This window comes from Halobacillus sp. A5 (assembly GCF_024189315.1).
Classification (GTDB): domain Bacteria; phylum Bacillota; class Bacilli; order Bacillales; family Halobacillaceae; genus Halobacillus_A.
Genome location: NZ_JAIZEO010000002.1, coordinates 44,909 through 71,372 on the forward strand (window position 1 = coordinate 44,909; position 26,464 = coordinate 71,372).

Below are 26,464 nucleotides of genomic sequence, written 5' to 3' on the forward strand. Positions count from 1 at the left end.
TTCGTCCGCGGAAAGCGAATGGTATTTGTCCGCACGGGCGCACAAAAAAAAGCTTGTAGTAAAACACAAGGTTTCTCTACAAGCTGCCAGTCTCCTTTTTAGAGACTGTTTTCGTGTTTCTTCAAGTGTCATAGACTTCATCAATATGGAGATCCTTATGATCCTTTAATGAAATTATAGTGGAATTCTCTTCGATTCTCACCATCGGTCGTGTAGGATGAGCAGGTTCTATAAAAACAATTTCAGCCATTTGATTTGTCGTCAGCCTCACTTTAGTCCCTGTCGAATAATTGGCCATTTCATTGATAAAGGTTTGGATTACCTGATGGTCGTAACGGCCGAATTGTTCCTGGATTAACTCTTCTAATACTTTAAAAGGGGACTGCTTCTTCCGGTAAATACGTTCAGACGTCATGGCATGGTACATATCACTGACTGCAATAATCTGGCTGAAGCGGTGAATTTTTTCTTTTCTCAGACCGAGCGGATATCCGCTTCCGTCCAATCGTTCATGATGCTGAAGAATACCAAGCTTGGCCTGCCCCCCGAGCGAAGCGATATTTTCCACTAAACGGTAGGAATAAGTAGGATGCTTTTTTATCTTTTCAAATTCCTGCTCTGTCAGAGGTCCCTTTTTTTGAAGAAGTTTAGGGTCAATCCGCGCCATTCCGCTGTCACTCAATAAACCGGCAAGACCTGCCTGAATCCACTCTCCGCGGCTGAACCCTAATTTTGATGCTAAATAAGCAGAGATTAACCCCATGGCTACACTATGATGGGCCCCATAGGTTTCTTCTGAGGAAAAATGGTGGAGCAGGAAAAGCTCGCGTTTTGAGTGTACAGCTCTTTCAATAAGCGGAACCATAAATGTACGGACTTCATGCATATGAATAGCAGATCCGCCCTGCCATTGTTCAAACCATTCCTGATAGTTTTTCACAGCTTCTAAGTAATGGTCATGAAAGGGAAGCTCAGTTCTGGATGAAGGTTCTTTGAAGTTTTCTTTTATAGGTGTTTCTTCTATTTGTTTTGAGGGGACAAAAGGTTTTCCGCTTGAAAGCCTGGGGCCGACTTCTACGGCAGGAATTTGAAATTTATGTAATACTGATATATGTATGTCATTAACGACTGTGTTCTTTGGAATAATCGGTTTTTTCGTTTTGACCATAACATCTTTAACGAGAATACAGCCTTCTTGTAATTGGGATGGATGTACTTTCAATACGCTCACACCTCTTTATTTATAAAAAAGCCGCTCTGCCTCTAAAAGGTCAGGCGGCTTTTTCACAAAAATTATTGTTCAGTCGTGTCGTCTGAATCGTCAACTTGATCTTCAGGCTGGGCGGTTTCTGTAAGTGCTGCTTCCGATTCAATCGCTTCTTCTATCAATTCTTCTTCTTCTTTTTCAGACTCAATGCGGGCAACTGTTGCTACTTCCTCTTCTTCTTGTAAACGAATCAATCGTACGCCCTGCGTATTTCTTCCCGTTTCAGAAATACTTTCGACCGACATACGGATCAGAACGCCTTGAGCGGTTATAATCATGACATCTTCCTCACCGTTTACAGCCTTCGTTGCGACAACCTGGCCGTTTTTCTCCGTGAGGTTACATGTGATAATTCCTTTACCGCCGCGGTTGGTAATCCGATAATCTTCGGCTGGTGTACGTTTTCCAAACCCTTTGCTGGTTACGGTCAGCACTTGTAAGTCGTTTTTAATGATTTCCATGGAAACCACTTTATCGTCTTTACGCAGGGAAATACCTTTAACTCCCGCTGCTGTACGTCCCATGGTTCGGATTTGATCTTCGTTAAAACGGATCACATATCCGTTCTTCGTACCAATCATTATATCCTGTGCGCCGTCTGTCAGCTTCACAGAAATTAATTCATCATCATCACGAAGACCCAGCGCAATCAGTCCGCCTTTTCGAATGTTGGCAAATTGGGAAATGCTCGTACGCTTTGTGACCCCGTTTTTCGTTGTAAAGATAAAGTACCAGTCATCAACGAAATCCTCCACGGCAATCACAGCATTTATCCATTCGTCGCGTTCAATGTTTAACATGTTGATGATTGGAATTCCTTTAGCCGTCCGGCTGAATTCAGGGACTTCATACCCTTTCGCCTTATAGACCTTCCCTTTATTGGAGAAGAACAACAGCGTATTGTGGGTGGACGTCGACAATAGGTGTTCGACGAAGTCTTCCTCATGAGTTCCCATTCCCTGCACGCCGCGACCGCCTCTGCGCTGCGAACGATACGTACTCGCCGGCAGTCTTTTCACGTAGCCTTGATGAGTAAGCGTCACAATCACAGTTTCTTCAGGAATTAAATCTTCATCCTCAATAAAGTCGGTTCCGCCTAACACAATTTCGGTCCGGCGTTCATCATTGAAGCGTTCTTTAATCTCAAGAAGCTCTTCACGAATGATCTCAAGAACCTTTTCTTCATCGGCTAAAATAGCCTTCAGTTCTGCGATAAGTTTCACCAGCTCCTGATACTCTTCTTCAATCTTCTCACGCTCAAGACCGGTTAACCGCTGCAGACGCATGTCCAATATAGCCTGGGCCTGCTTTTCTGATAAACCAAAGCGCTCAATTAAGCCATTTCTGGCAATTTCAGTCGTCTGTGAACCACGAATCAATTGAATCACTTCATCAAGATGATCCAATGCAATGCGCAGACCTTCTAAAATATGGGCTCTCGCTTCAGCCTTACGTAATTCATAAGCGGTACGGCGCTTAATTACAACCTTCTGATGCTCTAAATAGTGCTCTAAGCATTGCTTCAAATTAAGAACCTTCGGCTGTCCGTCAACCAGCGCCAGGATGTTAATACCAAATGAGGATTGAAGGGCGGTCATTTTGTATAAATTATTAAGAAGCACATTCGGGTTAGCATCTTTACGGAGTTCGATGACGACCCTCATTCCTGTACGGTCGGACTCATCCCGTAAATCAGTAATCCCGTCAATCTTCTTATCTCTTGCTAATTCGGCAATTTTTTCAACAAGACGGGCTTTGTTTACTTGGTATGGAAGCTCAGTCACAATAAGTCGTGATTTGCCGTTCGCCTGCTCTTCAATATCAACCTTAGCCCGGATCGTGATCGAGCCTTTCCCAGTTTCATAGGCTTTGCGGATCCCGCTCAGACCAAGAATTTGACCGTGAGTAGGGAAATCAGGACCATATATATAATCCTCCATTAATTCCTGGATGGTAATGTCAGGGTCCTTACTTAAGGCAAGCACACCATCAATGACTTCTCCTAGTTGGTGAGGCGGGATGTTCGTCGCCATTCCAACCGCTATTCCGGCACCGCCATTTACCAGCAGGTTAGGGAATCTGGCCGGAAGAACAAGCGGTTCCCGTTCTGTACCGTCATAGTTATCATCGTAGTCAATGGTATCTTTGTTAATGTCACGTAAGATCTCCATTGAAATCTTGGACATTCGAGCTTCTGTATAACGCATCGCAGCTGCGGCGTCACCATCTACAGAACCAAAGTTACCATGGCCGTCGACAAGCATATTTCGATACGCGAAATCCTGTGCCATCCGCACCATCGTGTCATACACGGCAGAATCACCATGCGGGTGATACTTACCGATAACTTCTCCTACGATACGAGCTGATTTTTTGTAAGCTTTATCCGAATGCATGCCTAAGTCGTGCATTGCGTACAATATTCTTCGGTGTACTGGCTTTAAACCATCGCGGACGTCAGGCAGGGCACGCGCGACAATAACACTCATCGCGTAGTCAAGAAATGAGGTTCTCATTTCATTACTTATATTTACTTCCTCCACGCGTGGGCGTTCTGGTTGATCGACCATTTCATTACCTCCTAGTTACCTGCAGGGTCTTCCTGCTCATTCCACATAAGGAACAGCTATTTATATATCTAAATTCTTTACATATTGGGCATTTTCTTGAATAAAGTTACGACGAGGCTCGACTTTATCTCCCATCAGGATGTCAAACGTTTCATCAGCACTAATGGCATCTTCTAAATTAACCTGCAATAACGTACGTGTTTCTGGATCCATTGTGGTTTCCCACAGCTGTTCCGGGTTCATTTCTCCAAGACCCTTGTAACGCTGAATGCCTGGTTTAGGTGAAGCAGGAAGCTTGGCATACAGCTCATCAAGCTGTTTATCACTATACGTATAGTAAATGGCTTTCCCCTGCTGAATCTTATAAAGCGGCGGTTGTGCAATATACACATAGCCATGCTCAATCAGCGGACGCATGTAGCGGTAGAAGAAGGTGAGCAGCAGCGTACGAATATGCGCACCATCAACATCGGCATCGGTCATAATCACAATCTTATGGTAACGGGCTTTGGAAATATCAAACTCTTCCCCGATCCCTGTACCCAGTGCGGTAATGATCGTACGAACCTCGTTATTAGATAAAATTTTATCAAGACGGGCTTTCTCAACGTTAATGATCTTACCTCTGAGCGGCAGGATGGCCTGAAAATGACGGTCACGGCCCTGCTTTGCTGAACCTCCTGCTGAGTCCCCCTCAACGATGTACAGCTCTGATATATTCGCATCCTTGGAAGAACAGTCCGCCAGTTTACCAGGCAGATTGGAAACTTCAAGGGCATTTTTGCGGCGGGTCAGTTCACGTGCTTTTTTCGCCGCCATCCGGGCTCTTGATGCCATTAATCCTTTTTCTACAACTTTCTTGGCTACATCCGGGTTCTCAAATAAGAATTTGGACAGTCCTTCAGAGAAAAGACCATCGGTAATGGTACGGGCTTCGCTGTTCCCGAGCTTTGTCTTCGTCTGCCCTTCGAACTGAGGATCCGGGTGTTTAATGGATATAATCGCTGTTAATCCTTCGCGGACATCGTCTCCGGTCAAGTTGGGATCTGTCTCTTTAAACATATTATTTTTACGGGCGTAGTCATTAATAACCCGCGTTAAACCTGTTTTAAATCCGGACTCGTGAGTACCGCCTTCGTACGTGTGAATGTTGTTGGCGTACGAATACAGGTTGCTCGCAAACCCGTCGTTATACTGCATAGCGATTTCAATAGAAATGCCGTCCTGTTCATCTTCAATAAAGAACGCTTCGTGAAGAGGATCGCGGGTACGGTTCATATGTTCAACGTAAGATACAATCCCGCCTTCATAATAGAAGTTCTGCTTTTCTCTTTCTTCATCACGCTTATCTTCAATCGTAATCGTAAGGCCTTTATTTAAGAAAGCCAGCTCACGAATTCGGTTCGCAAGTGTCTCGTAGATATATTCCTGTGTTTCTGAGAAAATCTCTATGTCCGGCTTAAATTGAATCCTTGTTCCGGTAATATCCGTATCGCCGATAACTTTTAAATCTTCCTGAGGGACACCACGATGGTATTCCTGGTAATGAACTTTACCGTCACGGTGAACAAAAATTTCAAGTTTAGAAGAAAGGGCGTTTACAACAGAAGCACCAACACCGTGCAGGCCTCCTGATACTTTATATCCCCCGCCGCCGAATTTACCACCGGCGTGCAGCACGGTCATTATAACCTCTACCGCCGGGCGTCCGGCTTTTTCGTGCATTCCAACTGGAACCCCTCGGCCGTTATCAATAACAGTAATACTGTTGTCTTCTTCAATGATAACCTGAATATGATCACAGAACCCGGCCATGGCTTCATCAATACTGTTATCGACAATTTCCCACACAAGGTGGTGAAGACCTTTCTCATTCGTCGAACCAATATACATGCCGGGACGTTTGCGTACAGCCTCTAACCCTTCAAGTACCTGTATCTGATTCTCATCATACGCCTGTTTTTCTTCTAAGATTTCTTCCTTCATGGTACTTTCACCTACATTTCTCAAGTGATATATGTTTAAGCTTCCGTTTCATCCGAATAATCTTCTAATCTATTTAAACTGGTCATCATGTTCGCTCGTTTTTTTAAGGTATAAACCGAAAGCGGGCTGAAATATATATAATCTTTCGTTATAACAATGGCTTTTGCCTCATTTTCATCCGTTTCAACCACTCGCTTATTCTTCCGCTGATTAAAAATCATTTCTTCGATAATAGAAGAAGATGATAATAAAGTGTGGTCAATAATGCTTACAACATCCTTCGACTGGATCACGTGATCATCCCCGATATGAATGAACAACTTGTCACCTCATTTCTGAACTTCGATTGTACCGGATGAGACATGAAAGATTTCCGCTTCCTTCAATGCTTCATGTTCAATCCCATCGATGCTCGTTGTCGATACAAACGTTTGGACTTTTCCTTGAATGGTATGGAGCAGGTGCGATTGTCTATAATCATCAAGTTCACTTAATACGTCGTCTAACAAAAGAATCGGGTATTCGCCCACCTCACTATGGATTAACTCTATTTCTGCCAGTTTCAAAGAGAGGGCGGTCGTCCGCTGCTGGCCCTGAGAGCCGTATGTCTGAACATCCCTGCCGTTGACGTAAAAAACTAAGTCATCGCGGTGAGGACCGGCCAGTGTGGTTCCACGTTCGACTTCTTTTGCTTCTATATCTTGAAACTTTTTTTCAAAGTTTATCTTCAGTGTTTCCAAATCCATATCCTCTGATACTTGAACACTAGCATCATAGGCAATTTCCAGCGATTCCAGCTGCCGGATGATGCCTTCATGGATCGGAATCGCCCACGTTCTAAGCAGGTGCAGAAATTTAAACCTCCGCTCTACAATGGTTACGGCATGCTCAATCAACTGATCTGTCAATACTTGAAGCATCGTTCGATCAGCCGATGGCCTGCGCTGCAGCTCTTTAAGTAAATGATTCCGCTGCTTCAACACCTTTTGAAATTGTCCTAAATGATAGATGTACCGGGGCTGAATCTGACCGATTTCCATGTCAATAAACCGACGACGCACCTGAGGGCTGCCCTTGACAAGGTTCAAATCCTCAGGTGCAAACATTACGACATTTAACGCACCGATATAGTCACTTAATCTTTTTTGTTCAATATGGTTAAGCTTGGCTTTCTTTCCTTTTTTCGAAAAAATGATTTCAAGAGGAAAGCGGCGATTACGCTTAAACACGCTACCTTTTATTTTAGCATACTCTTGATCCCACTGTATTAATTCTTTATCGCGCGGCGTCCTGTGGGATCTTGTAAAAGCTAAGGCGTAGATCGCTTCCATCAAATTCGTTTTCCCTTGCGCATTTTCACCTATAATTACATTTATCTTATCGTCGAAAGTCAGTGAGAGCTGGTCATAGTTTCGATAAGAGCGCATCGACAGTTCATTTATATACATAAAAGGTCAATTCCGGCTATTCTTCCCGGACAACCTCGTAGTTTCCAAATTCTGGAATACTCACTACATCTCCCAGATAAAGCTTTTTTCCGCGGCGCTGCTCTCGTTCACCATTTACGTAGACTTCGAATTCGGCTAAAAAAATTTTGACCATCCCACCTGATTCAACTACATTGCTCAATTTCAAAAATTGACCAAGCTGGATATAATCCGTTGATATTTCAATACGTTCGTTCATATATTCACCCTATTTTTCATGGTTTGTCTTACTCTCTATTTTACTAAAGATATGGCGTGAAGAAAAGCAAACCGAAGAATATAACAGAAAATAGCTAAATTGTCCGTTTATTCATAGTAAAAATTAAAAAACCGTCATGATTTTTACATCATAACGGCTTAATTTCTCTATTAATACGTTCGTACCGGCAGGATCAGCTGTAGAATCTGCTCATCATCGACAGGACGGATTAAGAAAGGACGCATCGCTCCTGTAAATTCGACTTTTACTTGATCGTAGTCGACAGCTTTTAACGCATCCATCATATATTTCGCACTGAAGGAAATCTTTAATTCCTCTCCATCAATTTCATCAGCGACAACTTCCTCAACGACATTTCCTACTTCTGGAGAATTTCCGTTAATTTCGATTTGATTGCCTTCCTTCGTAATCAATCGTACGACGTTGTTGCGATTTTCTTTCGCTAATAAAGAAGCTCGATCAATGGATTGAAGTAATTCCTTTGTATCAATTTTAACAACCGTTTTACTTTGCTCCGGAATGAGGCGTGATGTTTCCGGATAGTTTCCATCCAGTAAGCGAGATAAGAAGTATAAATGTTTCGTTCTAAACAGCACCTGGTTCTCTGTCACACTGATTTCTATAGTCTCTTCTGAATCAGCTAATATTTTGTTTAATTCATTTAAGCTTTTTCCTGGAATCACAACAGCAGGAATACTGCCCTGCCCTATTTTATTTTCGAGTGGAATTTTACGTGCAGCTAACCGGTGGCTGTCTGTTGCTGTGAAATGAAGCTCTTCATTCTCTAATTTCACGTGGACTCCTGTCAGGATCGGCCTCGTTTCTGAAGAAGAAACAGCAAAGACGGTTTGACGAATCAGGCTTTTTAATAGATCAATAGGCAGCTCAAAGCTGTCCTCAGTATGTAATTGAGGAAGCTGTGGATATTCTTCGGCATCCTGGCCGTTTAAATGGAATTCTGCTTTTCCAGAACGAATCGTTACATTTCTTTTGTCGTCGCTTTCAATATCTACATGCTGTTGAGGAAGCTTGCGGACAATGTCAGGAAAATACTTTGCCTGCAGTACAATGCTTCCAGGTTCAATGTTTTCTACATAAACGATGCCGTCTTCTTCAGCTGGAATAAAAGATTCAATCGAAATATCAGAATCGCTTCCTGTTAATTTCACACCGCTCGTTGTCGCTTCTAATTTTATTCCTGTCAAAATGGGGATCGTTGTTCTTGAAGAGATGGCTTTCATTACATTTTGAACGCTTTCCATCAACTGTGCTCTCTGTATTGAAAATTTCATGGAAGAAATTCCTCCTGTATATATATTAATTATTATTATAAAAAATAGTAATAGAAGTAATAGGCGCTGTGGATTTGTGGATAACCCATACATCTATTAGCCGCTCTAGTTTATCCACATGTGGACAGTCTGTTGATCAATGTGACTCACTTATTCACACTATTCAGCTAGTGTGCTTTTAACTGTTCTGTAATTTCATCGAGTTCTCTTTGCAGCTGCTGGTCGGTTGCAATCATTTTAGAGATCTTTTCGTGAGCATGAATGACAGTCGTATGGTCCCGTCCGCCAAATTCCTCTCCTATCTTCGGCAGAGAGAAATCTGTTAATTCTCTTGATAGATACATAGCGATTTGACGCGGAAATGCGACTGACTTTGTCCGCTTTTTGGCAGGGAAATCTTCCAGTCGAATGTTGTATTTCTCTCCGACCATTTCCTGAATCGCTTCAATCGTAATGACACGCGGCTTCGAGCTTGGAATGATATCCTTTAACGCTTCTGCAGCGAGCGAAGCATTAATATCATGATTAATTAAAGAAGAATAAGCAACAACACGAATAAGTGCACCTTCAAGCTCGCGGATGTTTGTGTCAATCTGATTGGCGATGTAAAGCATAACCTCATTCGGAATATCGAGTCCTTCGGCTTTTGCCTTTTTCCTTAAGATTGCGATTCTAGTCTCTAAATCAGGCGGTGTAATATCTGTGATCAAGCCCCATTCGAACCTCGAACGTAAACGATCCTCCAGGGTAGGTATCTCTTTAGGCGGGCGGTCACTGGAAATCACAATTTGCTTGCTTTCTTCGTGTAACGTATTAAATGTATGGAAAAATTCTTCCTGGGTTTGTTCTTTTCCAGCTAAGAATTGAATATCATCTATTAATAAAACGTCGACACTTCGATATTTATTACGAAAATTGACGGCTTTGTTGTCACGAATCGAGTTGATGAACTCATTCGTAAATTTTTCCGATGATAAATAGACAACCTTTGCGTTTGGATTGTGGTCTAATACATAGTGGCCGATGGCATGCATTAAGTGTGTTTTACCAAGTCCTACACCCCCGTAAATAAACAGCGGGTTGTATGCTTTGGCAGGGGCTTCTGCTACGGCCAGTGAAGCGGCATGAGCGAATCTATTTCCTGAGCCGATGACAAAAGTATCAAACGTATATTTAGAATTAAGCATGCTCTGCGTTGACTCTTCATTGCCTCCGTTACGTACATCCGGCACTTTTTTATCAGCTAATTTTACATCATCCAGCTGATCGTCTTTCGTTTCTGGAATAATAAATTTTGTTGTCAGTTCAGCGCCCGTGACTTCATGCAGTGTTTCAACGATTAACCCTTCGTATTGGTTCTCTAACCAATCACGTGCGAATTCGTTTGGAGCTACGATCGTTAAGGTATTTTCGTTAAGAGAATCTGCTTTTGTTGCTTTCAGCCACGTTTCAAAGCTGGGCTTACTAATCTTTTCTTTCATCTTTTCTAACGTGTTATCCCATAATTCGTGAATATTCTCCAAATTTTCACCCCTTTCTCCCGTTTAAAGAAAACAAAAAAGCCTTCCGTTCTCTTTTTCGAACGACATCAAAAGATCGAAAGGCTATTGTACAATGTTTGTTTAATGTGTAAATGATACTCATCCGGTGTAAGATGTGGACGCATGCATACTTATACAAAGGAGAATCATCCAAGTTATTTTCATTATCCACATAGATGTTGATAAGTGTTTTAACAAGTGTGTTAATAAATGTCCACACGTTATCCACAGATTGTGTATAGTTTTTTTGCTGCATGAATTTAATTCACGGTTAAACACAAATATAATACCAGATAAACTCACTTCATGCAATGCTTTAAGGAAACTTATCCACAAGCCCCACAACTTGTAGATATTCTCTTTCCACAATACTAGATTTTGTGATTATCTTGTCGATATTTGTTGTGGATACTCTAAAAAGGCAGAAAAAGTTATTCACACCCTCTGTGAATGTTCGCTAAATCAGTCGATTTACGTCCGGTTTCTTTGTTATGTAACAGCTGCTGTTATATAACGGGTTTTATGGCGTGGTTCCAGGTGAAGAGGTATACGATCATCAGGAGAGTAAATAAGTTATTTCGTAAGATCTTTAAATTGATGAAGTCCGCTCTGTCTTTTTTCAGGAAGACGGCTGTTTGAAGATATCGCTGGCTACGTAAACTTGCGCTCTTCTCCTCACAAACACATCGACAATACCCCTGACAACTTTGGTAAAAGAAGCTGAATTAAACTAATTTACTTAACTTCGATCGGAGAAATCAGGGCTCCTGTTTAGAAGGGCGCAGTTCACTTTTGGAGCATCGGAATCTAAAAGAATAATCATTGACATAAAATTATCAATTGATTATAATTATCGGGACTGCCTTTTAAATGTATGATTTGTAATTGGAAATAACCGCAGGAGGTGTATATATAATGAAACGCACATTTCAACCAAATAATCGTAAACGTAAGAAAGTACATGGCTTCCGCAGCCGCATGAGCACAAAGAATGGTCGCAGAGTTCTTGCTCGCCGCCGCAGCAAAGGAAGAAAAGTATTATCAGCATAGGCCACTGAGATCTTCAGTGGTCTTTTTTTCTAGTTCAAGTACAGGTGAAGACGAGAGCGCTTTTCTTTTCGGAGGGTCATGAGGTCATGAAGAAAGCTTACCGCATAAAAAAAAATAAAGATTTTCAACAAGTATTTCAGCATGGTCAGTCATTCGCGAACCGGCAGCTCGTCCTTTATTACTTAAAGAAGAAGGAACAATCCCATTTTCGAATTGGTTTATCGGTCAGCAAGAAAATTGGACATGCTGTGATGAGAAACCAGATTAAAAGATACCTAAGACAAGCGTTTCACGAGATGGAAGACGAAATTAGACAGTCTTATGATCTTGTCATTATTGCCAGGAAACCAACGAATCAAATGGACTTCCATGAAATAAAGAGCAGCTTGACCCATGTGCTTCATAAATCAAAGCTATTAAACAAGAAGTCGCGAAACTGACATTTTTATATAGTCATTACCTATTAAAAAGTGCTACACTATTTTATAGTGACAGTGAATGTGTAAGGAGGAAGGACGTTGCGTAACAAATGGATAGCATTACTTGCAATGACAGGTGTGCTTACGTTCTTATCCGGGTGTACCGAAATTAATCAGGAAATCACCAAGGATAGTACAGGCTTTTGGAATGAATATATTGTTTATCCCTTATCTCAAACATTACAATTTTTCGCAGATTCAACGAATGGAAGCTATGGTCTGGCGATCATTATCGTAACGATTATTATTCGATTACTTCTGCTTCCACTTAACGTTAAGCAGCTGAAGAGCTCAAAGGCCATGCAGGAAATTCAGCCTCAGCTTCAGGAGCTGCGACAGAAGCACAGCTCGAAAGATCAAAAAACACAACAGCAGCTGCAGCAGGAAACGATGCAGCTTTTCCAAAAGAATGGAGTCAACCCGCTGGCTGGCTGTCTGCCTATTATCGTGCAGATGCCGGTATTGATCGGTTTTTATCACGCCATTATGCGTACCGAAACAATTCAGACGCACGACTTCCTATGGCTGCAGTTAGGAACACCCGATCCGTTTTTAGCGATTCTGACAGCATTGACAACCTTCTTGCAGCAGAAATTAATGATGGCTGGAGGAGCGGCGGCTCAAAATCCGCAGATGCAGATGATGCTTTACATTATGCCGCTTATGATCGGTACCTTTGCATTCTTTTTCCCATCTGCCTTAGCTTTATACTGGATCGTCGGTAACATCGTTATGATCTTACAAACTGTATTTATCCGTAAGCCAATGATGAAAGATAAGACGGGAGGCGCAGCCAAGTGAAGCAGCTGACTGCTACTGGAACTACAGTTGAAGAAGCGGTCCAATCAGCACTAAATCAGTTACAGACATCAAAGGACCAGGTAAATGTTGAAGTCATTGATGAAGGTAAAAAAGGATTTTTTGGAGTGTTTGGAACAAAACCGGCGATTGTGAAAGTTGTGATTCAGAAGGATCCTGTGCAGGACGCCGAGTCATTCATCTTAGAAGTAGCAGAACAAATGGGGGCCCCGGTCGAAGTGAAAACAGAGGCAAGCGGGCGGGACATTTTTATCGAAATGACAGGTGAGAAAATCGCTATGTTAATAGGTAAACGTGGACAAACCCTGAATTCACTGCAGTATTTGGCTCAATTAGCCGTAAATCGAGATAAAGAGCAATATTATACGATTATTCTCGATGCCGAAAATTATCGAGAACGACGTAAAGAAACATTGGAGAATCTAGCTCACCGATTGGCTGAGAAAGCCGTGCGTATGAGAGAGCCCGTGAAGCTTGAGCCTATGCCGTCCTATGAACGAAAGATTATTCATGCGGCTTTGCAGGACCACCAAAAAGTAGAAACGGATTCAGCTGGAAATGATCCGAAACGACATATTGTGATCCGTCCCGTTTAATAGAAATACTTCTGTCTGGCAGGCAGAAGTATTTTTTTATGGAAAAAAGCATGTGCTGCCAGGTTCACGAGTAAAGAAACTCGGTGCCCGGGCACGCAGGATACTCTTCCTGGTATAGAAAGTTATTCACATGTGGATAATTTGTGTTAAGTCTTCCCAAATTACCCCTAAATGTGATAATCTATTATGTTAGTGAGTTTAATTATTTTCTAAACAATCCCCGTGTGGATAACTTATATATGACTTTATTAGAAGGAGGTGACCGCGTGTGGAAATGGATACGATTACGGCGATATCAACACCTATGGGAGAGGGTGCGATCGCAATCGTTCGATTGAGCGGTCCTGAGGCTGTAACAATTGCGGACTCTCTGTTTCAAGGTAAAAATTTAAATCAAGTCGAGTCCCATACGATGCACTATGGCAAGTTAATTGATCCAGAGACAAAGGAAGTCGCTGAGGAAGTTATGGTGTCGGTGATGAGAGCGCCGAAGACATTTACCCGTGAGGATGTTGTCGAAATCAACTGCCACGGCGGACTGGTATCTGTTAATCGCGTATTAGAAATCGCCTTAGCGAATGGTGCCCGCTTAGCTGAGCCTGGAGAATTTACGAAACGCGCCTTTATGAACGGCCGAATTGACCTTTCGCAGGCGGAAGCCGTCATGGATTTAATCCGCGCGAAAACGGATCGGGCCATGAGTGTCGCTCTTAAGCAGATGGACGGAAGATTATCCAATCTCATTGGGGACCTTCGACAAAAGCTGCTTGAGACGCTGGCTCATGTCGAAGTAAATATCGACTATCCTGAATACGATGATGTTGAAGAAATGTCGAACGATATGATGCGCGAAAAAACGAAAGAAGTGCTACAAGAGGTTGAACAGCTGTTAGAAACGGCGCGCCAGGGTAAGATTTTGCGTGAAGGACTTGGAACAGCCATTATCGGGCGCCCCAATGTCGGCAAATCCTCCCTTATGAATGCACTTGTTCACGAAAATAAAGCAATTGTAACCGAAATTCCAGGCACGACCCGCGACGTCATTGAAGAATATGTCAACGTGCGCGGCGTTCCTCTGCGATTAATCGATACAGCTGGAATCCGCGAAACAGAAGATATTGTCGAAAGGATCGGTGTCGAACGCTCAAGACAGGTGTTGAAGGAAGCCGATCTCATCCTTCTCGTGTTAAACTATGGAGATGAGTTCACGGAAGAAGATAAGAAGCTCTTTGAAGCCGTAAACGACCTGAACATTATTGTAATTGTAAATAAAATGGACCTTGATCCAAAGCTCGACCTTGAAGAAGTAAAAAGGTCAGCAGGAGATCATCCCGTGATTTCAACAGCACTCATTCGTGAGGAAGGCATCGATCAGCTCGAAAACGCCATCGCGAACACGTTCTTCGAAGGCGATTTGGATGCCGGAGACATGACGTATGTCTCAAATGTCCGCCACGTGCAGCTGCTCAAGCAGGCCAGGCAGGCTTTAGAAGACGCGCAGCACGGGATGGATATGGGAGTACCGATTGATGTGGTACAAATAGATGTGACAAGAACGTGGGAGCTGCTGGGTGAAATTATCGGCGATGCCGTCCACGAAAGTTTAATTGATCAACTGTTTTCACAGTTTTGCTTAGGGAAATAAATTAATTAAAGGAGAGACGACCAAAATGACTTACAATGCAGGGCATTATGATGTAATTGTTATTGGTGCCGGTCATGCTGGAGTGGAAGCCGGGCTTGCCGCCGCAAAACGCGGTGCGAAAACGCTCATGCTGACACTGAATTTAGATTTGGTTGCGTTTATGCCGTGTAATCCGTCCATCGGCGGTCCGGCAAAAGGTGTTGTTGTCCGTGAAATTGATGCACTGGGCGGCGCTATGGGTAAAGTAATAGATAAAACGCATATTCAAATGCGTCTGTTAAATACAAGAAAAGGGCCGGCTGTACGTGCGCTTCGTGCGCAGGCCGATAAGCCTTTATATATTAAAGAAATGAAGCGTGTACTGGAAAGCCAGGAGAACTTGACGCTTCGTCAAGGCATGGTAGAGAAGCTGCTCGTAGAAGATGATCAGATTAAAGGAGTCGTCACTGAAACGAAAGCAGCGTATTACGCGCCAACCGTTATTGTAACAACAGGTACGTTTATGCGCGGACGTGTAATTATCGGGGATTTGTCGTACGAAAGCGGACCAAACAATCAACGTACGTCTGTGTCTCTGTCCGAGCAGCTTGAAGAACTCGGCATTGAGATGGTCCGCTTTAAGACCGGAACGCCAATGCGTGTGAACAGCCGTACGATCGATTATTCCAAAACGGAAATTCAGCCGGGAGAACAGGAACCGCGCTTCTTTTCCTACGAAACGACAGAATTTATTACCGATCAGATCCCTTGCTGGCTGACGTATACGAACGAAGACACACACAAAATTATTAATGATAACCTTGGACTATCCGCGATGTATTCCGGAATGATTAAAGGAACAGGCCCGCGTTACTGTCCGTCTATTGAAGACAAAATTGTCCGCTTCAACGATAAGCCGAGACACCAGATTTTCCTTGAGCCTGAGGGACGTGACACAGAAGAGGTGTATGTCCAGGGTCTTTCTACTTCATTGCCTGAGTACATTCAGAAGGAAATGATGGAGACCGTACCAGGGCTTGAAAAAGCTGAAATCATGCGTGCCGGTTATGCCATTGAGTATGATTCTGTTGTGCCGACAAAGCTGTGGCCGACGCTTGAAACGAAAAAGATCAGCGGTCTGTTTACAGCTGGCCAAATTAACGGGACGTCAGGCTATGAAGAAGCAGCAGGTCAGGGTCTGATGGCTGGTATCAACGCTGCAGCCAAAGCACTCGACCTTGAAACATTAATTCTGGATCGTTCGCAAGGGTATATCGGGGTTATGATTGACGACCTTGTCACTAAAGGAACTGACGAGCCTTATCGTCTGCTGACATCCCGTGCTGAATTCCGTTTAATGCTCCGTCATGATAATGCGGATCTCCGCCTTACTGAAATCGGGCACCGCATCGGGACGATCTCAGATGAGCGTTACGAACGTTTCCTCGAGAAGAAACGCGTAATTGAAGAAGAGAAGAACCGCCTGGAGCAAGTGATTTTAAAACCGACAGATGATGTACAGGCAGCGATTGAAGAGTCAGGCGGCAGTACGCTTAAAGAAGCAGCCCGCGCCACAGACCTGCTGCGCCGGCCTGAAATGAAATACGACGTAATAGCTAAACTAACGCCAAGCGACATTCCATTGAGTGATGAGGCAGCCGAGCAAGTAGAGATCCAAATAAAGTATACCGGCTATATTAAAAAAGCTCTGGAACAAATCGAGCGCATGCGCAAAATGGAAACTAAAACAATTCCTGAAGATCTTGATTACGATGAAGTACACGGGCTGGCAACAGAAGCCCGCGACCGCTTAAAAGAAGTACGTCCTCTTTCTGTAGGGCAGGCTTCCCGTGTGTCCGGTGTTAATCCAGCAGACGTTTCCATCCTTCTCGTTTATATTGAGCAAGGAAATATTGCCCGCGTTTCCGGCGAATAAGGGAAGGATGACGGTATGGATAAACAGACCTTTCTCACCGCTTTAAAAGAAAAAGGTATTGAGCTGGATGACCAGCAGGAGAAGCAGTTTGAGCAGTACTTTGAGATTCTGGTCGAATGGAATGAGAAGATGAATCTCACGGCGATTACTGATCTCGAAGGCGTCTATTTAAAGCATTTTTATGATTCATTGACAGCGGCTTTCTACTACGATTTCAGCAAGCCGCTCCGCATTTGTGATGTAGGAGCGGGTGCGGGCTTTCCAAGTATTCCTTTAAAAATCGCTTTCCCTCATTTGAAAGTGACTATTGTCGATTCATTGAAGAAGCGGATCACCTTTTTGAACCACTTAGCCCATGAATTAGGGTTGAAGGATGTCGCTTTTTATCACGATCGCGCGGAGAATTTCGGTAAAAATCCAAAGTTCCGTGAAGGTTACAATCTAGTAATGGGACGAGCTGTAGCCCGCATGCCGGTCTTAAGCGAGCTTTGCCTGCCGCTGACAGAAAAAGGCGGCGTGTTTATGGCAATGAAGGGACCTAACCTTCAAGAGGAAATGCAAGTGGCCAAGGCCGCCATCGAAATTGTCGGCGGTGAAGTGCTCGATGTTCATACATTTGAACTGCCGGAGGAAGGCAGCGAGCGTAATATTGCATTAATTGAAAAACGACGCAAAACACCAAAGAAATACCCGCGTAAAGCAGGGACTCCAAATAAAGCACCCATTGAATAAAGGAAAAACCCCCATCTTTGATCAAATAAAGGTGGGGGTTTTACTATTTAGAGAAGCCTTAACAATTCTTCATTAAATTTATCTCGTTCGTCGTATACGAGACCGTGTCCGCTTTCCTCAAACGAGATTAAATGACTGTCGGAAATACGTTTTTTCAGTTCAAGAGCAAACTGATAGTCACAGATTTCATCCTTTTTCCCATGCATAATTGTGGTAGAAACCTTTATTTGATCAAGCTCTCCTCTTAAGTCTTCATCCCTTAGCGATTCAGCACAGGCAATGGTACCGTGGGCAGAGGCTTGTAAACCTAACCCGAGAAACCAATCCTGCAGCGCCTGGGAAATAGTAGACTCGTAAAAGTTGCTTCCGAAATCGGTTAATGCAGCGGGGCGATCCTGCTTAACAGCATTAATTAGACCGGTCACTTCTTCTTTCGGCATGCCAAATTCATATCCTTCCTGCATTGTAAAGCTTGGAGCTGCAGCCCCGATTAAAATCAGCTTGGCTAATTGCTCATTTGCGTATTTCGTGGCGTACCTAATCGAAATCGGTCCTCCCATAGAGAACCCGGCTAAATAAAAGTTTTCCAGCTGTAAATATTCAACGATGACTTTAACATCATGTGCCAGCGTATCGTAATCATACCCAAACGCCGGCTTATCCGACTGCCCGAAGCCTCTTAAGTCAATTCCGATAAAGCGGTAGCTTTTTTTCGGAAGTTCGTTCATTTGATACTCAAACATTTGGTGATTGACCGGCCAGCCGTGAATAAAAACGATCGGCTGACCTTCACCGATATCCTGAACGAATAATTCAACGTGATGATCTACTTCTATATAGAGGGGCATTTAATCTTCTCCTTTTATAATTTCTTCCATTTCTCCTTCCCTGATTTGCTCATTTTAAACTTTTGTCTTTGTGATATGAAAGTGTTGTTATTTAAGTGCTTAAACAATTCCTGTTTAGCCTTTGATAGTTGAATAGTATATAGACTAGTATTCCATATTTAGAAGAGGCAGGGGGCAAGCCTGCTCCTACTTAAAACCTCTACGGTCCTGCAGGAGTTTCGACGTTTCCTTCTCCACTTCATAATTTATTTCAAAAGCAGGATTCCGTTTATTTCGGGAATCAACCATGATAAAGCGAGTCGTTCCCGACACTTCTCTCTCCGCAAAACCATCTCGGAATCGAGCCTCCCTGTAGCTCCCCGATTGAATGTACTTAGTTTTGAATTCAATATATCGACAGCTCTCCTCTACATCACTAAACTATAGAGTAAAGCTTAATAGAGAAGGAGGAAAACAAATTGGAGATTGTTGTAGTTGCCGATACCCATCTGCCTAAAGGGAACAGAGAGATCCCCGGGAAGCTGAAAAAAGAAATGAAAAAGGCGGACTTAGTCATCCATGCTGGAGACTGGCAGACCATTGACGTATATGAACAATTCCGGGAATTTGGAGAGCTTGCAGGTGTTTATGGAAATATAGATCATGATGAAATCAAAGAGGTGGTTCCGCGAAGAGAACTTTTACATATTAAAGGGTTTACCATTGGCGTGGTACATGGTCATGGGGAAAAGAAAACAACGGAGAAGCGGGTATATGAAGAATTTGCAGAGGATGAGCCTGATGTTATTATTTTTGGTCATTCCCATCTCCCGCTGCTTCGATTTATGAAAAAAACGATGCTCTTTAATCCCGGATCTGCAACGGATAAACGCCGTGTGCCCTATTACTCTTACGGAAAACTGACGATTCAGAATCAAATTCATGCTGAGCATGTTTTTTATTCTTCTTTACGTTGACAATAGGGACAGTAGTAACAGCGTCTTGAAGCAGCTATTATTTTGACGACTTCTGTGCCGCAGATTCGACATGCCTGTCCTTCTCTGTTGAATACCCAGTGTCTGTACTGATATCGCTTTGCGCCTTGAGCTTTTAACCGTTCAGCCAGGCTCAGATCATTTGTAATCCCTTTATGCTGATAAGAACGCCACATCAAGTCAATACTTGCTCTGGCCGCTTTCTCAAGCTGGGAGGAGGTACAGTCCATGGGTCTGTGGCCGGGATGAATACCCGCTGCAAATAAAATCTCACTGCGTAAATAGTTGCCGATCCCAGCGATAAACCCCTGATCCAATAAAAGCGCCGTCCACCGTCTGCGGCGGAAGCGATCACTTGTAAAGCGGAGAAGCAAATCGTGGGCCGTGACATGTTCACTTAATATATCAGGACCCGCCTTTGCAATAAAAGGGTGAGCTTCCACCTCATAATTACGAAGAACTTCAATATTTGAGGCACTGTAAAGCAAAGCTGATTTTTTCTCAATGTGTATGGCTAACCGCAGCTGCCGGTTAGTTTTTGGATAGTTATAGGCATTGCGGACGTACCATTTTCCGTACAGCTGATTATGGGAATAAATTGTATAGTCGTTCGAGAAGCGAATCAGCATCGCTTTCCCCTTTGTATCTACGTGTATGACTTCTTGTCCTTTTAAAATACTTTCGTACTCCTCCAAATGAGGAAAAGCAAAATGAAGATCAAGAACTTCTCTGCCTTTTAACGCTTTTTCCACTTGATCAGCTGCTTTTCGAATCTCAGGTCCTTCAGGCATGTCTATGTACTCCTTCAATTAATAGTTCAGAATATTGGCTTGGATGGCACGTTGAATCGCGGATATAACTTGGTTTTCGCTGATAAAAATAAAGGTCCGCCTCCTCATGCATGGCATGAGTTAGATATAAAAAAGGCTGTGGAGACTTTCTTGACAACCTGAAAAAACCCGGGATACCCCGGGTTTTTAGAACATTAGCTTGTCATTATCATGCCGCCGTTAATATGAATAAATTGTCCTGTAATATAGGTAGAGTCGTCAGAAGCTAAGAGAACATAGCTGCCCACGTGTTCGACAGGCTGTCCTGGACGTCCCATCGGTGTATTAGTCCCGAATTTTTCTACCTTTTCTTCATCAAATGTAGACGGAATGAGCGGTGTCCAGATCGGTCCAGGCGCCACACCGTTTACACGGATGCCTTTCTCTACTAACTGTTCGGCCATCGATCTCGTGAAGGCTACGACAGCTCCTTTGGTTGCTGTATAATCGACTAATTGCGCATTCCCTTTGTACGGGTTCACAGAGGCTGTATTAATGATCGCACTTCCAGCTTGTAGATGGGGAAGGGCGGCTTTCGTCATATGAAACATAGAATAGATGTTTGTCTTAAACGTGCTCTCCAGCTGCTCAGTTGAGATATTCATTATATCCTCAGTCGGATGCTGTTCTGCTGCGTTATTAACTAGAATATCGAGCCCGCCAAGTTTATTGACTGTCTGTTCTACAGCATCCCGGCAGACGGATTCCTCCCCAACGTCACCAGGGATTAAAATCGCACGTCTTCCTTCTTCTTCCACTTTTTCTTTTGTATAAGCTGCATCTTCATGCTCATCAAGATAAGAAATGGCAACATCGGCGCCTTCTTTCGCGTATCCAATCGCTACGGAACGGCCAATACCGCTGTCACCGCCCGTGATCAAAGCGATTTTTCCTGTCAGCTTACTGCCACTCTTATAATCATCGTCTGCCTGCAAGGGCAGCGGGTCCATTTTATCCTCAAAGCCTGGCTGTCTTTTCTGCTCCTGTCCCGGCTGTCCTCCGGTTTGTCGATCCATGCGGTCCATTTACTATTCCTCCTTGATTCTTTTGCTGTTCTTTACCCTTTTATTCCACATGCTCTAATTTTCAAACTAACATTTAAGATAGAAAAAATTATTTTAAAATAAAATAATTTAGTAATGTTTGTAATATAATTCTTCAAAACTAATAGGGGGCTTTATGTAAAGCATTAAAAGTGCGTGCGCGGTTTGTAATAATCTATGAATAATATGGGAATTTTTGAAAAAAACCTCAAAATCAATGTTTTTAAAATTTTACATATGGGAAGGTAGTCTAGGAAGGTTGCAAATCAGACTTTAAAAGGATGGTGGAATTGAGCCGGAATGGAAACGAGAACAACGAATCACAAGGAATGCTGAGTAAAGTTGAAGGGGGTGTCAAGAAGACAGCAAGAGTCGTTAAAAACCAATGGCCCCGCGTTTCTAGAGTAATAAAAAAATCCGATGATCCAATCGAAGCCAAAGAACACGCAAAAGATGAAGCAAAAGATGAAATGGGCGATCAAGTCCGCGACCAGTTTAAGAAGCAGCTGCAATCACAGGCAAGCAAAGCAAGTGAAAACCTTCAAGAGAAAAAAGAAGAAAATGCAGAAAAAGTTCACGAGAAGGCCCAGGAAGCGAAGGGAAAAATGCAGGACAACCTTTTAGAATTAAAAGAAGGGTTGTCGAGTTTTAAGGAATCAGGCGAAGAACTGCAGGAGAAGATTAACGACAACAAGAAAAAGAACCGCTCTCAGCTTAAAGGCGCCAATGATTTAAAAGGCGCATCTAATCTAAAAAGCTACGATCAAGTTAAAGGCCCTCAGGATGTTAAAGGGGTCAACCATATAAAAACTTATTTTAATAACTAGGAAGGAGCATCATTCATCATGGCTATTCAAAAATCAACCGATAGTTCAAGCTTGGCAGAGGTAATTGACCGTATTCTGGATAAAGGGATTGTAATTGACGCTTACGCACGTATTTCCGTAGTAGGTATCGAACTGATCACAGTAGAAGCAAGAGTCGTAGTAGCTAGTGTCGACACTTGGCTTCGTTACGCAGAAGCTGTAGGCTTACTGCGTGATGAGGTAGAAGAAGAAGGTCTTGGCGGCCGCCTGGGAGATCAGGAATATTCTCAGTCGCAGTCCCAGCAGAATGAACGCGCTCAATTTAATATTTAAACCGATAATGGGCTAGAGCTCCTCTAGTCCTTATCGTTTTATTGGAAGGTGAGGATCGAAGGTATGAAGATTATGGATAATGTCACACAGTTTTTTAGGGAAAATGTAGCCCCTCCTCATAAAATTATATCAGTAAAGAAACTCGAAGAAGAGGAAGGCTTTAGAGTGCTTGTAGAAGTGATCGAAGAAAAAGAGTATATGCGTAAATATGCACATGACGAAATGGTTGGTCTTTATGAAGTGATCGTAGATGCTGATAAAGAAGTAACCGAGTTCTCAAGGTTAAGTCTGCGTTTCCGCAGTGATCTAGAAGAGCAGCAGCAATAGAGGAAAGGAGGGCAGAGGATGACGACTCTTAAAGAGAATAAAGCTACGTCCTCAACACCGCAGGAAGTCTACAACGAGCCCTATTTCAAAAGCCTGATTAAACGGTCTTTGCGTTATTTGGCAACAGGATATCCCATACATTTCACAGGACCATCCGGAGTAGGAAAAACAACGCTCGCTCTTCATATTGCTAAGCAGCGCCGTCGTCCTGTCCTGCTGATCAATGGAAATAAGGATCTGTCAAATGAAGATCTCATTGGAGCTTATACGGGCTATCGAAGAAAGAAGCTGAACGATAATTTTGTTCGCACGGTTCATAAGATTGAGGAAAATGTGAGCGAGGAATGGGTGAACGGCCGCCTTTATGAAGCGGTAAAAGAAGGGTATACCGTCGTATATGACGAGTTTACACGTTCCCGGCCCGAGACGAACAATCTTTTTCTATCCATATTAGAAGAAGGCATACTTCCTTTATACGGAACTAAGCGGACCGAATCCTATATTAATGTTCACCCGGATTTCTCTGTAATTTTTACGAGTAATCCAGTCGAATATGCAGGGGTTTATCAATCGCAGGATGCCCTTTTAGACCGGATGGTGACCTTATCCCTTGAAACGATGGATGAACAGGCTGAAATTGCTGTTGTTATGAACAAGACATCGATCAGTGAACGAAAAGCTGAAGCGATTGTCAGCTTTGTTAATCGAGTCAGAGACTTGTGTGAGGATGAGGATAAGGTATTTAGTTTAAGCCTGAGAGCTTCCATTATGATCGCTCAAGTCGTGCAGCGCTACAGCGTGAAGGTGGACGGTAATAACGAGGAGTTTCAGGACATTTGTCTGGATATCACGTTATTCCCGCTGCAGGCGTGCGGTTATGACGGGGAAGAACTCCAGGAGAGAATCTTAGAGGAATGCAGCAAGATTTAAGGGGGATAAAAGATGGAGCAAGGTATTTATATATTCTGCGGAATTCAAACGAATGAGGAAAAAACCTTCGATGCAATCGAATTCGAAGGAGATACAAGAGAAGTATTCACAGTGCATTATAAAGACGCGGCTATGGTAGCAGCGGAAGTTCCTATGAAAATCTACCATCCGAACAAGGAAAACCTGATGCTTCACCAGCAGGTTATTTCCCAGGTAATGGAAAGCGAAGATACTGTAGTGCCCATCAGCTTCGGAAATGTTTTTCATTCTAAGGAAGATGTTCAAGTTCTAACGGAAAATTTATATCCTCAATTAAGCAAGCTGTTCCCGGAAATTAAGAATAAGATTGAGGTTGGTCTTAAAGTAGTTGGCAGGAAAGAATGGCTGGAAAAACAGATCTCTCAAGATTCTAAAGTGATGGATCAGAAACAGCAGGTCGCTCAGAAGTCGAAGGATGCGGGCTATTTTGACCGTATGCAGTTAGGAGAAATGGCGCAGCGATTCTTTAAATCACTGCAGAAAGAAATTGAAGAAGACATCCATGAGCCACTGCTAAAGCTTGCGTCTTCTGCAAAATCGAACGATCCTATCGGAGAAAAGATGCTGCTGAATGGTTCTTATCTGATTGACCGGGATAAAGAAGAACAGTTTGATCAAAAAGTCAATCAGCTTCACGACAAATGGCAGGATAAAGTTGAATTTAAGTATACAGGTCCATGGCCTGCTTATAACTTTATTAATATCAAACTGAAAGTGGAGGAAACGACATGATTCATAAATTATTCACTTCCCCGATTGATCTATTGATAAAAGTCGGCGAGCACGTTAAGGAAGAAGTGGATAAAGAGTATTACGATCTTGAGCACATCCAGCAGAAATTGATTCACCTGCAAATGATGTATGAGCTGGATGAAGTGTCAGAGGAAGTGTATAAAGAACAGGAAGAAGAGCTGCTCCAACGATATGAAACAGCAAAAAGGCTGGAGATGGAACAGTGGGATGAATTGACGAAACGTTCATGATTTTCAGGCAGGGGAGAAGGTACCGATGAGTCTATACGTTTATTTATATGGAGTCATTCCTACACCGGAAGATGGGGACAACCCTTTTTCCTCACATAAAGGAATTGACAATGAACACGAATTGCAAATGAAAAACTATGGAGACATTTCAGCTGTCTTTTGTCATGTAGAAGAAGAAGAATACGGCGAAGAAGTTTTACAGGAAAAAACAAATCAAATGGACTGGGTGCAGGAGAAGGCGTTTCATCATCACGAGATACTGATGAATATTAGAGAGCGCACAGCTCTCATTCCGATGAAATTCTGCACCATTTACCAATCAGAAGCAAATCTTGATGACATGGTTCACAACCATCAGGATCAAATGAAAGCTCTAATTGAACGATTAGATGGCAAGGAAGAGTGGAACTTGAAAGTATATTGTGATCGGGATCAATTATCAAAAAATGTTGCTGATCACAATTTAAATATAAAGGAAAAGAAAGACGAAATAGCGCAAATGTCCAAAGGGCGTCAATATTTAGAGTCGAGGAAGCTTGACCAATATGTTCAGCAGGAAGTTGAAAGAGAACAGGATGCATTTGGCTCAGCGCTTCACGAGCAATTAACGGCATACAGCGTTGAAGATACGGTCAAGAAGAACTGGAATCGTGATGTGACAGGAAAAGATGAAGAAATGTGCTGGAACAGCGCGTATCTTGTTCCGCTTGAGCGGGTGGAAGATTTCTTAGAGATAATTACAAATGAAAATGAAAAGCATAAGAGTTCGGGCTGGATCCTAGAAGCGACAGGACCATGGCCGGCATACCATTTTGCTAAATTAACGTAAGAAATGAGGTGAAAGCAGATGACACATCGAGAAGCCTATGAAAACAAAGAAGTCGGATTAATCGATATTTTAGATACTGTATTAGATAAAGGGGTGGCGATTAAAGGAGATATCATTATTTCTATTGCCGGCATTGATTTAGTATACCTCGACTTACGTGTGCTCATCTCTGCTGTTGAAACCCTCGTACAGTCAAATATGGATGCTGAGTCACTGTCGTCTGATAGATTTGACCAGGAGAAGGAGGAACTGACAAATGCCACAGAGCGATCTTAAGCACCAGCCGCCCCAAAGCGGGCGAATTAATTTAGATCCTGAGGGAGCCGAACAAGGCCTGGCTCAATTAGTGCTAACCGTAATTGAACTCCTGAGACAGCTCGTAGAACGTCATGCGATCAGAAGAGTGGACGGCGGCACACTAACAGAAGAAGAAATTGAGAATTTAGGCGTGGCCCTTATGAATTTAGAAGTAAAAATGGAAGATTTAAAAGAAATTTTTGATTTAGAGGATGAAGACTTAAACATCGATCTCGGACCACTTGGAAACCTATTATGAGGAAGGGGAATGACAACAAATGACTATTGAACATCCTACACAGTCAAGCAGTATTGTAGATGTGCTAGAGACTGTCCTCGATAAAGGTGTCGTAATCGCAGGGGATATAAGAGTCGGGCTGGCAGACGTGGAGCTATTAACGATTAAGATCAGATTAATAGTAGCTTCAGTCGATAAAGCGAAGGAAATTGGAATGGACTGGTGGGAAACCGATCCATATTTAAACTCAAAAGCTGCCGAACAGAACACGAAGCAGCTTGAGGATGAAAATAAAGAATTACAGAAGCGAATTGAACAGCTTGAGAAGAATGCAAATGCTGGTCAATCTAATCGCTTTGTATAAAAAAGACAAGAGGAGTGGATGAAA

General features: G+C 42.9%; 29 protein-coding genes. 18 read left to right on the top strand and 11 right to left on the bottom strand.

The window, feature by feature from the left end:
• Positions 1-121 precede the first annotated feature (121 nt).
• The 8 genes from LF822_RS08205 to dnaA form a co-directional block, all read right to left on the bottom strand.
• Positions 122-1,222, bottom strand: coding sequence for an HD-GYP domain-containing protein (locus LF822_RS08205; RefSeq protein ID WP_256521778.1), 1,101 nt, complete (start codon positions 1,220-1,222; stop codon positions 122-124).
• A 71-nt stretch (positions 1,223-1,293) separates the two neighbouring features.
• Complete coding sequence (gyrA, locus tag LF822_RS08210) at positions 1,294-3,837, bottom strand: DNA gyrase subunit A (protein ID WP_253923554.1); 2,544 nt, start codon at positions 3,835-3,837, stop codon at positions 1,294-1,296.
• 60 nt (positions 3,838-3,897) lie between these two features.
• Positions 3,898-5,823 carry a DNA topoisomerase (ATP-hydrolyzing) subunit B gene (gene gyrB / locus LF822_RS08215; protein WP_253923555.1) on the bottom strand — a complete coding sequence of 642 codons (1,926 nt, stop codon included), beginning with the start codon at positions 5,821-5,823 and terminating at the stop codon, positions 3,898-3,900.
• Between the two features lie 35 nt (positions 5,824-5,858).
• Positions 5,859-6,143, bottom strand: coding sequence for an extracellular matrix regulator RemB (gene remB, locus LF822_RS08220; RefSeq protein ID WP_253923556.1), 285 nt, complete (start codon positions 6,141-6,143; stop codon positions 5,859-5,861).
• Between the two features lie 9 nt (positions 6,144-6,152).
• Positions 6,153-7,271, bottom strand: coding sequence for a DNA replication/repair protein RecF (gene recF / locus LF822_RS08225; protein WP_253923557.1), 1,119 nt, complete (start codon positions 7,269-7,271; stop codon positions 6,153-6,155).
• Between the two features lie 16 nt (positions 7,272-7,287).
• The gene (gene yaaA, locus LF822_RS08230; protein WP_253923558.1) at positions 7,288-7,509 is read right to left on the bottom strand and encodes a S4 domain-containing protein YaaA; all 222 of its coding nucleotides are present in this window, start codon (positions 7,507-7,509) and stop codon (positions 7,288-7,290) included.
• A 170-nt stretch (positions 7,510-7,679) separates the two neighbouring features.
• A complete protein-coding gene (gene dnaN / locus LF822_RS08235) occupies positions 7,680-8,822 on the bottom strand; it encodes a DNA polymerase III subunit beta (RefSeq protein ID WP_253923559.1) in 1,143 nt (380 codons plus the stop codon).
• 167 nt (positions 8,823-8,989) lie between these two features.
• Positions 8,990-10,345, bottom strand: a complete 1,356-nt coding sequence (gene dnaA, locus LF822_RS08240) for a chromosomal replication initiator protein DnaA (protein ID WP_253923560.1) — start codon at positions 10,343-10,345, stop codon at positions 8,990-8,992.
• Positions 10,346-11,278: 933 nt separating this feature from the next.
• Between dnaA and rpmH the strand changes: the two genes are divergently transcribed.
• From rpmH to rsmG, 7 genes are all read left to right on the top strand, one after another.
• The gene (gene rpmH / locus LF822_RS08245) at positions 11,279-11,413 is read left to right on the top strand and encodes a 50S ribosomal protein L34 (RefSeq protein WP_188376886.1); all 135 of its coding nucleotides are present in this window, start codon (positions 11,279-11,281) and stop codon (positions 11,411-11,413) included.
• Between the two features lie 86 nt (positions 11,414-11,499).
• Entirely contained in the window at positions 11,500-11,853 is a 354-nt protein-coding gene (gene rnpA / locus LF822_RS08250; RefSeq protein WP_253923561.1) for a ribonuclease P protein component, read from the top strand.
• A 78-nt stretch (positions 11,854-11,931) separates the two neighbouring features.
• Positions 11,932-12,693: a YidC family membrane integrase SpoIIIJ gene (gene spoIIIJ, locus LF822_RS08255; protein WP_253923562.1), complete on the top strand. Its 762-nt coding sequence runs from the start codon at positions 11,932-11,934 to the stop codon at positions 12,691-12,693.
• The gene (gene jag, locus LF822_RS08260) at positions 12,690-13,307 is read left to right on the top strand and encodes an RNA-binding cell elongation regulator Jag/EloR (RefSeq protein ID WP_253923563.1); all 618 of its coding nucleotides are present in this window, start codon (positions 12,690-12,692) and stop codon (positions 13,305-13,307) included. Before spoIIIJ ends, jag begins: the two co-directional genes overlap by 4 nt.
• Before the next feature lie 268 nt (positions 13,308-13,575).
• Entirely contained in the window at positions 13,576-14,952 is a 1,377-nt protein-coding gene (gene mnmE, locus LF822_RS08265) for a tRNA uridine-5-carboxymethylaminomethyl(34) synthesis GTPase MnmE (protein WP_253923564.1), read from the top strand.
• A gap of 25 nt (positions 14,953-14,977) precedes the next feature.
• Positions 14,978-16,867 carry a tRNA uridine-5-carboxymethylaminomethyl(34) synthesis enzyme MnmG gene (mnmG, locus tag LF822_RS08270; protein WP_253923565.1) on the top strand — a complete coding sequence of 630 codons (1,890 nt, stop codon included), beginning with the start codon at positions 14,978-14,980 and terminating at the stop codon, positions 16,865-16,867.
• A 15-nt stretch (positions 16,868-16,882) separates the two neighbouring features.
• Entirely contained in the window at positions 16,883-17,599 is a 717-nt protein-coding gene (gene rsmG / locus LF822_RS08275) for a 16S rRNA (guanine(527)-N(7))-methyltransferase RsmG (RefSeq protein WP_253923566.1), read from the top strand.
• 47 nt (positions 17,600-17,646) lie between these two features.
• Here rsmG and LF822_RS08280 read toward each other — a convergent pair whose 3' ends face one another.
• A complete protein-coding gene (locus tag LF822_RS08280) occupies positions 17,647-18,447 on the bottom strand; it encodes an alpha/beta fold hydrolase (RefSeq protein WP_253923567.1) in 801 nt (266 codons plus the stop codon).
• A gap of 458 nt (positions 18,448-18,905) precedes the next feature.
• Between LF822_RS08280 and LF822_RS08285 the strand changes: the two genes are divergently transcribed.
• The gene (locus LF822_RS08285; protein ID WP_253923568.1) at positions 18,906-19,403 is read left to right on the top strand and encodes a metallophosphoesterase family protein; all 498 of its coding nucleotides are present in this window, start codon (positions 18,906-18,908) and stop codon (positions 19,401-19,403) included.
• Here LF822_RS08285 and nei read toward each other — a convergent pair.
• Together nei and LF822_RS08295 are read right to left on the bottom strand one after the other, a co-directional pair.
• Entirely contained in the window at positions 19,385-20,212 is an 828-nt protein-coding gene (nei, locus tag LF822_RS08290; RefSeq protein WP_253923569.1) for an endonuclease VIII, read from the bottom strand. The genes LF822_RS08285 and nei overlap by 19 nt on opposite strands.
• A 194-nt stretch (positions 20,213-20,406) precedes the next feature.
• A complete protein-coding gene (locus LF822_RS08295; RefSeq protein WP_253923570.1) occupies positions 20,407-21,276 on the bottom strand; it encodes an SDR family oxidoreductase in 870 nt (289 codons plus the stop codon).
• A 308-nt stretch (positions 21,277-21,584) separates the two neighbouring features.
• Here LF822_RS08295 and gvpQ point away from each other — a divergent pair, with 308 nt between their 5' ends.
• The 10 genes from gvpQ (at position 21,585) to LF822_RS08345 (ending at position 26,440) form a co-directional block, all read left to right on the top strand.
• A complete protein-coding gene (gene gvpQ / locus LF822_RS08300) occupies positions 21,585-22,121 on the top strand; it encodes a gas vesicle protein GvpQ (protein WP_253923571.1) in 537 nt (178 codons plus the stop codon).
• 18 nt (positions 22,122-22,139) lie between these two features.
• Complete coding sequence (gvpA, locus tag LF822_RS08305) at positions 22,140-22,433, top strand: gas vesicle structural protein GvpA (protein WP_253923572.1); 294 nt, start codon at positions 22,140-22,142, stop codon at positions 22,431-22,433.
• 63 nt (positions 22,434-22,496) lie between these two features.
• A complete protein-coding gene (locus tag LF822_RS08310) occupies positions 22,497-22,760 on the top strand; it encodes a gas vesicle protein GvpO (protein WP_256521785.1) in 264 nt (87 codons plus the stop codon).
• An 18-nt stretch (positions 22,761-22,778) separates the two neighbouring features.
• Complete coding sequence (gvpN, locus tag LF822_RS08315; protein ID WP_253923573.1) at positions 22,779-23,690, top strand: gas vesicle protein GvpN; 912 nt, start codon at positions 22,779-22,781, stop codon at positions 23,688-23,690.
• 12 nt (positions 23,691-23,702) lie between these two features.
• A complete protein-coding gene (locus LF822_RS08320; protein ID WP_253923574.1) occupies positions 23,703-24,461 on the top strand; it encodes a GvpL/GvpF family gas vesicle protein in 759 nt (252 codons plus the stop codon).
• Positions 24,458-24,712 carry a gas vesicle protein GvpG gene (locus tag LF822_RS08325; protein ID WP_253923575.1) on the top strand — a complete coding sequence of 85 codons (255 nt, stop codon included), beginning with the start codon at positions 24,458-24,460 and terminating at the stop codon, positions 24,710-24,712. Before LF822_RS08320 ends, LF822_RS08325 begins: the two co-directional genes overlap by 4 nt.
• Positions 24,713-24,737: 25 nt before the next feature.
• Positions 24,738-25,541 (top strand): GvpL/GvpF family gas vesicle protein, encoded by an 804-nt coding sequence (locus LF822_RS08330; RefSeq protein WP_253923576.1) that lies wholly within the window; start codon positions 24,738-24,740, stop codon positions 25,539-25,541.
• 18 nt (positions 25,542-25,559) lie between these two features.
• Complete coding sequence (locus tag LF822_RS08335) at positions 25,560-25,817, top strand: gas vesicle protein (protein WP_253923577.1); 258 nt, start codon at positions 25,560-25,562, stop codon at positions 25,815-25,817.
• Positions 25,798-26,097, top strand: a complete 300-nt coding sequence (locus tag LF822_RS08340; RefSeq protein ID WP_253923578.1) for a gas vesicle protein K — start codon at positions 25,798-25,800, stop codon at positions 26,095-26,097. The genes LF822_RS08335 and LF822_RS08340 overlap by 20 nt, the downstream gene beginning before the upstream one ends.
• 19 nt (positions 26,098-26,116) lie before the next feature.
• Complete coding sequence (locus LF822_RS08345; RefSeq protein WP_253923579.1) at positions 26,117-26,440, top strand: gas vesicle protein; 324 nt, start codon at positions 26,117-26,119, stop codon at positions 26,438-26,440.
• The last annotated feature ends 24 nt before the right edge of the window (positions 26,441-26,464 follow it).

Bases quoted from the DNA above. Each gene is read 5' to 3' on its own strand.
- LF822_RS08280 (WP_253923567.1), bottom strand. From the start codon at position 18,447: ATGCCCCTCTATATAGAAGTAGATCATCACGTTGAATTATTCGTTCAG.
- rpmH (WP_188376886.1), top strand. From the start codon at position 11,279: ATGAAACGCACATTTCAACCAAATAATCGTAAACGTAAGAAAGTACAT.
- LF822_RS08295 (WP_253923570.1), bottom strand. From the start codon at position 21,276: ATGGACCGCATGGATCGACAAACCGGAGGACAGCCGGGACAGGAGCAG.
- mnmG (WP_253923565.1), top strand. From the start codon at position 14,978: ATGACTTACAATGCAGGGCATTATGATGTAATTGTTATTGGTGCCGGT.
- gvpN (WP_253923573.1), top strand. From the start codon at position 22,779: ATGACGACTCTTAAAGAGAATAAAGCTACGTCCTCAACACCGCAGGAA.
- nei (WP_253923569.1), bottom strand. From the start codon at position 20,212: ATGCCTGAAGGACCTGAGATTCGAAAAGCAGCTGATCAAGTGGAAAAA.
- gvpA (WP_253923572.1), top strand. From the start codon at position 22,140: ATGGCTATTCAAAAATCAACCGATAGTTCAAGCTTGGCAGAGGTAATT.
- recF (WP_253923557.1), bottom strand. From the start codon at position 7,271: ATGTATATAAATGAACTGTCGATGCGCTCTTATCGAAACTATGACCAG.
- LF822_RS08330 (WP_253923576.1), top strand. From the start codon at position 24,738: ATGAGTCTATACGTTTATTTATATGGAGTCATTCCTACACCGGAAGAT.
- LF822_RS08325 (WP_253923575.1), top strand. From the start codon at position 24,458: ATGATTCATAAATTATTCACTTCCCCGATTGATCTATTGATAAAAGTC.
- LF822_RS08340 (WP_253923578.1), top strand. From the start codon at position 25,798: ATGCCACAGAGCGATCTTAAGCACCAGCCGCCCCAAAGCGGGCGAATT.
- dnaN (WP_253923559.1), bottom strand. From the start codon at position 8,822: ATGAAATTTTCAATACAGAGAGCACAGTTGATGGAAAGCGTTCAAAAT.
- LF822_RS08345 (WP_253923579.1), top strand. From the start codon at position 26,117: ATGACTATTGAACATCCTACACAGTCAAGCAGTATTGTAGATGTGCTA.
- yaaA (WP_253923558.1), bottom strand. From the start codon at position 7,509: ATGAACGAACGTATTGAAATATCAACGGATTATATCCAGCTTGGTCAA.
- LF822_RS08335 (WP_253923577.1), top strand. From the start codon at position 25,560: ATGACACATCGAGAAGCCTATGAAAACAAAGAAGTCGGATTAATCGAT.
- rsmG (WP_253923566.1), top strand. From the start codon at position 16,883: ATGGATAAACAGACCTTTCTCACCGCTTTAAAAGAAAAAGGTATTGAG.
- LF822_RS08320 (WP_253923574.1), top strand. From the start codon at position 23,703: ATGGAGCAAGGTATTTATATATTCTGCGGAATTCAAACGAATGAGGAA.
- LF822_RS08310 (WP_256521785.1), top strand. From the start codon at position 22,497: ATGAAGATTATGGATAATGTCACACAGTTTTTTAGGGAAAATGTAGCC.
- gyrA (WP_253923554.1), bottom strand. From the start codon at position 3,837: ATGGTCGATCAACCAGAACGCCCACGCGTGGAGGAAGTAAATATAAGT.
- rnpA (WP_253923561.1), top strand. From the start codon at position 11,500: ATGAAGAAAGCTTACCGCATAAAAAAAAATAAAGATTTTCAACAAGTA.
- gyrB (WP_253923555.1), bottom strand. From the start codon at position 5,823: ATGAAGGAAGAAATCTTAGAAGAAAAACAGGCGTATGATGAGAATCAG.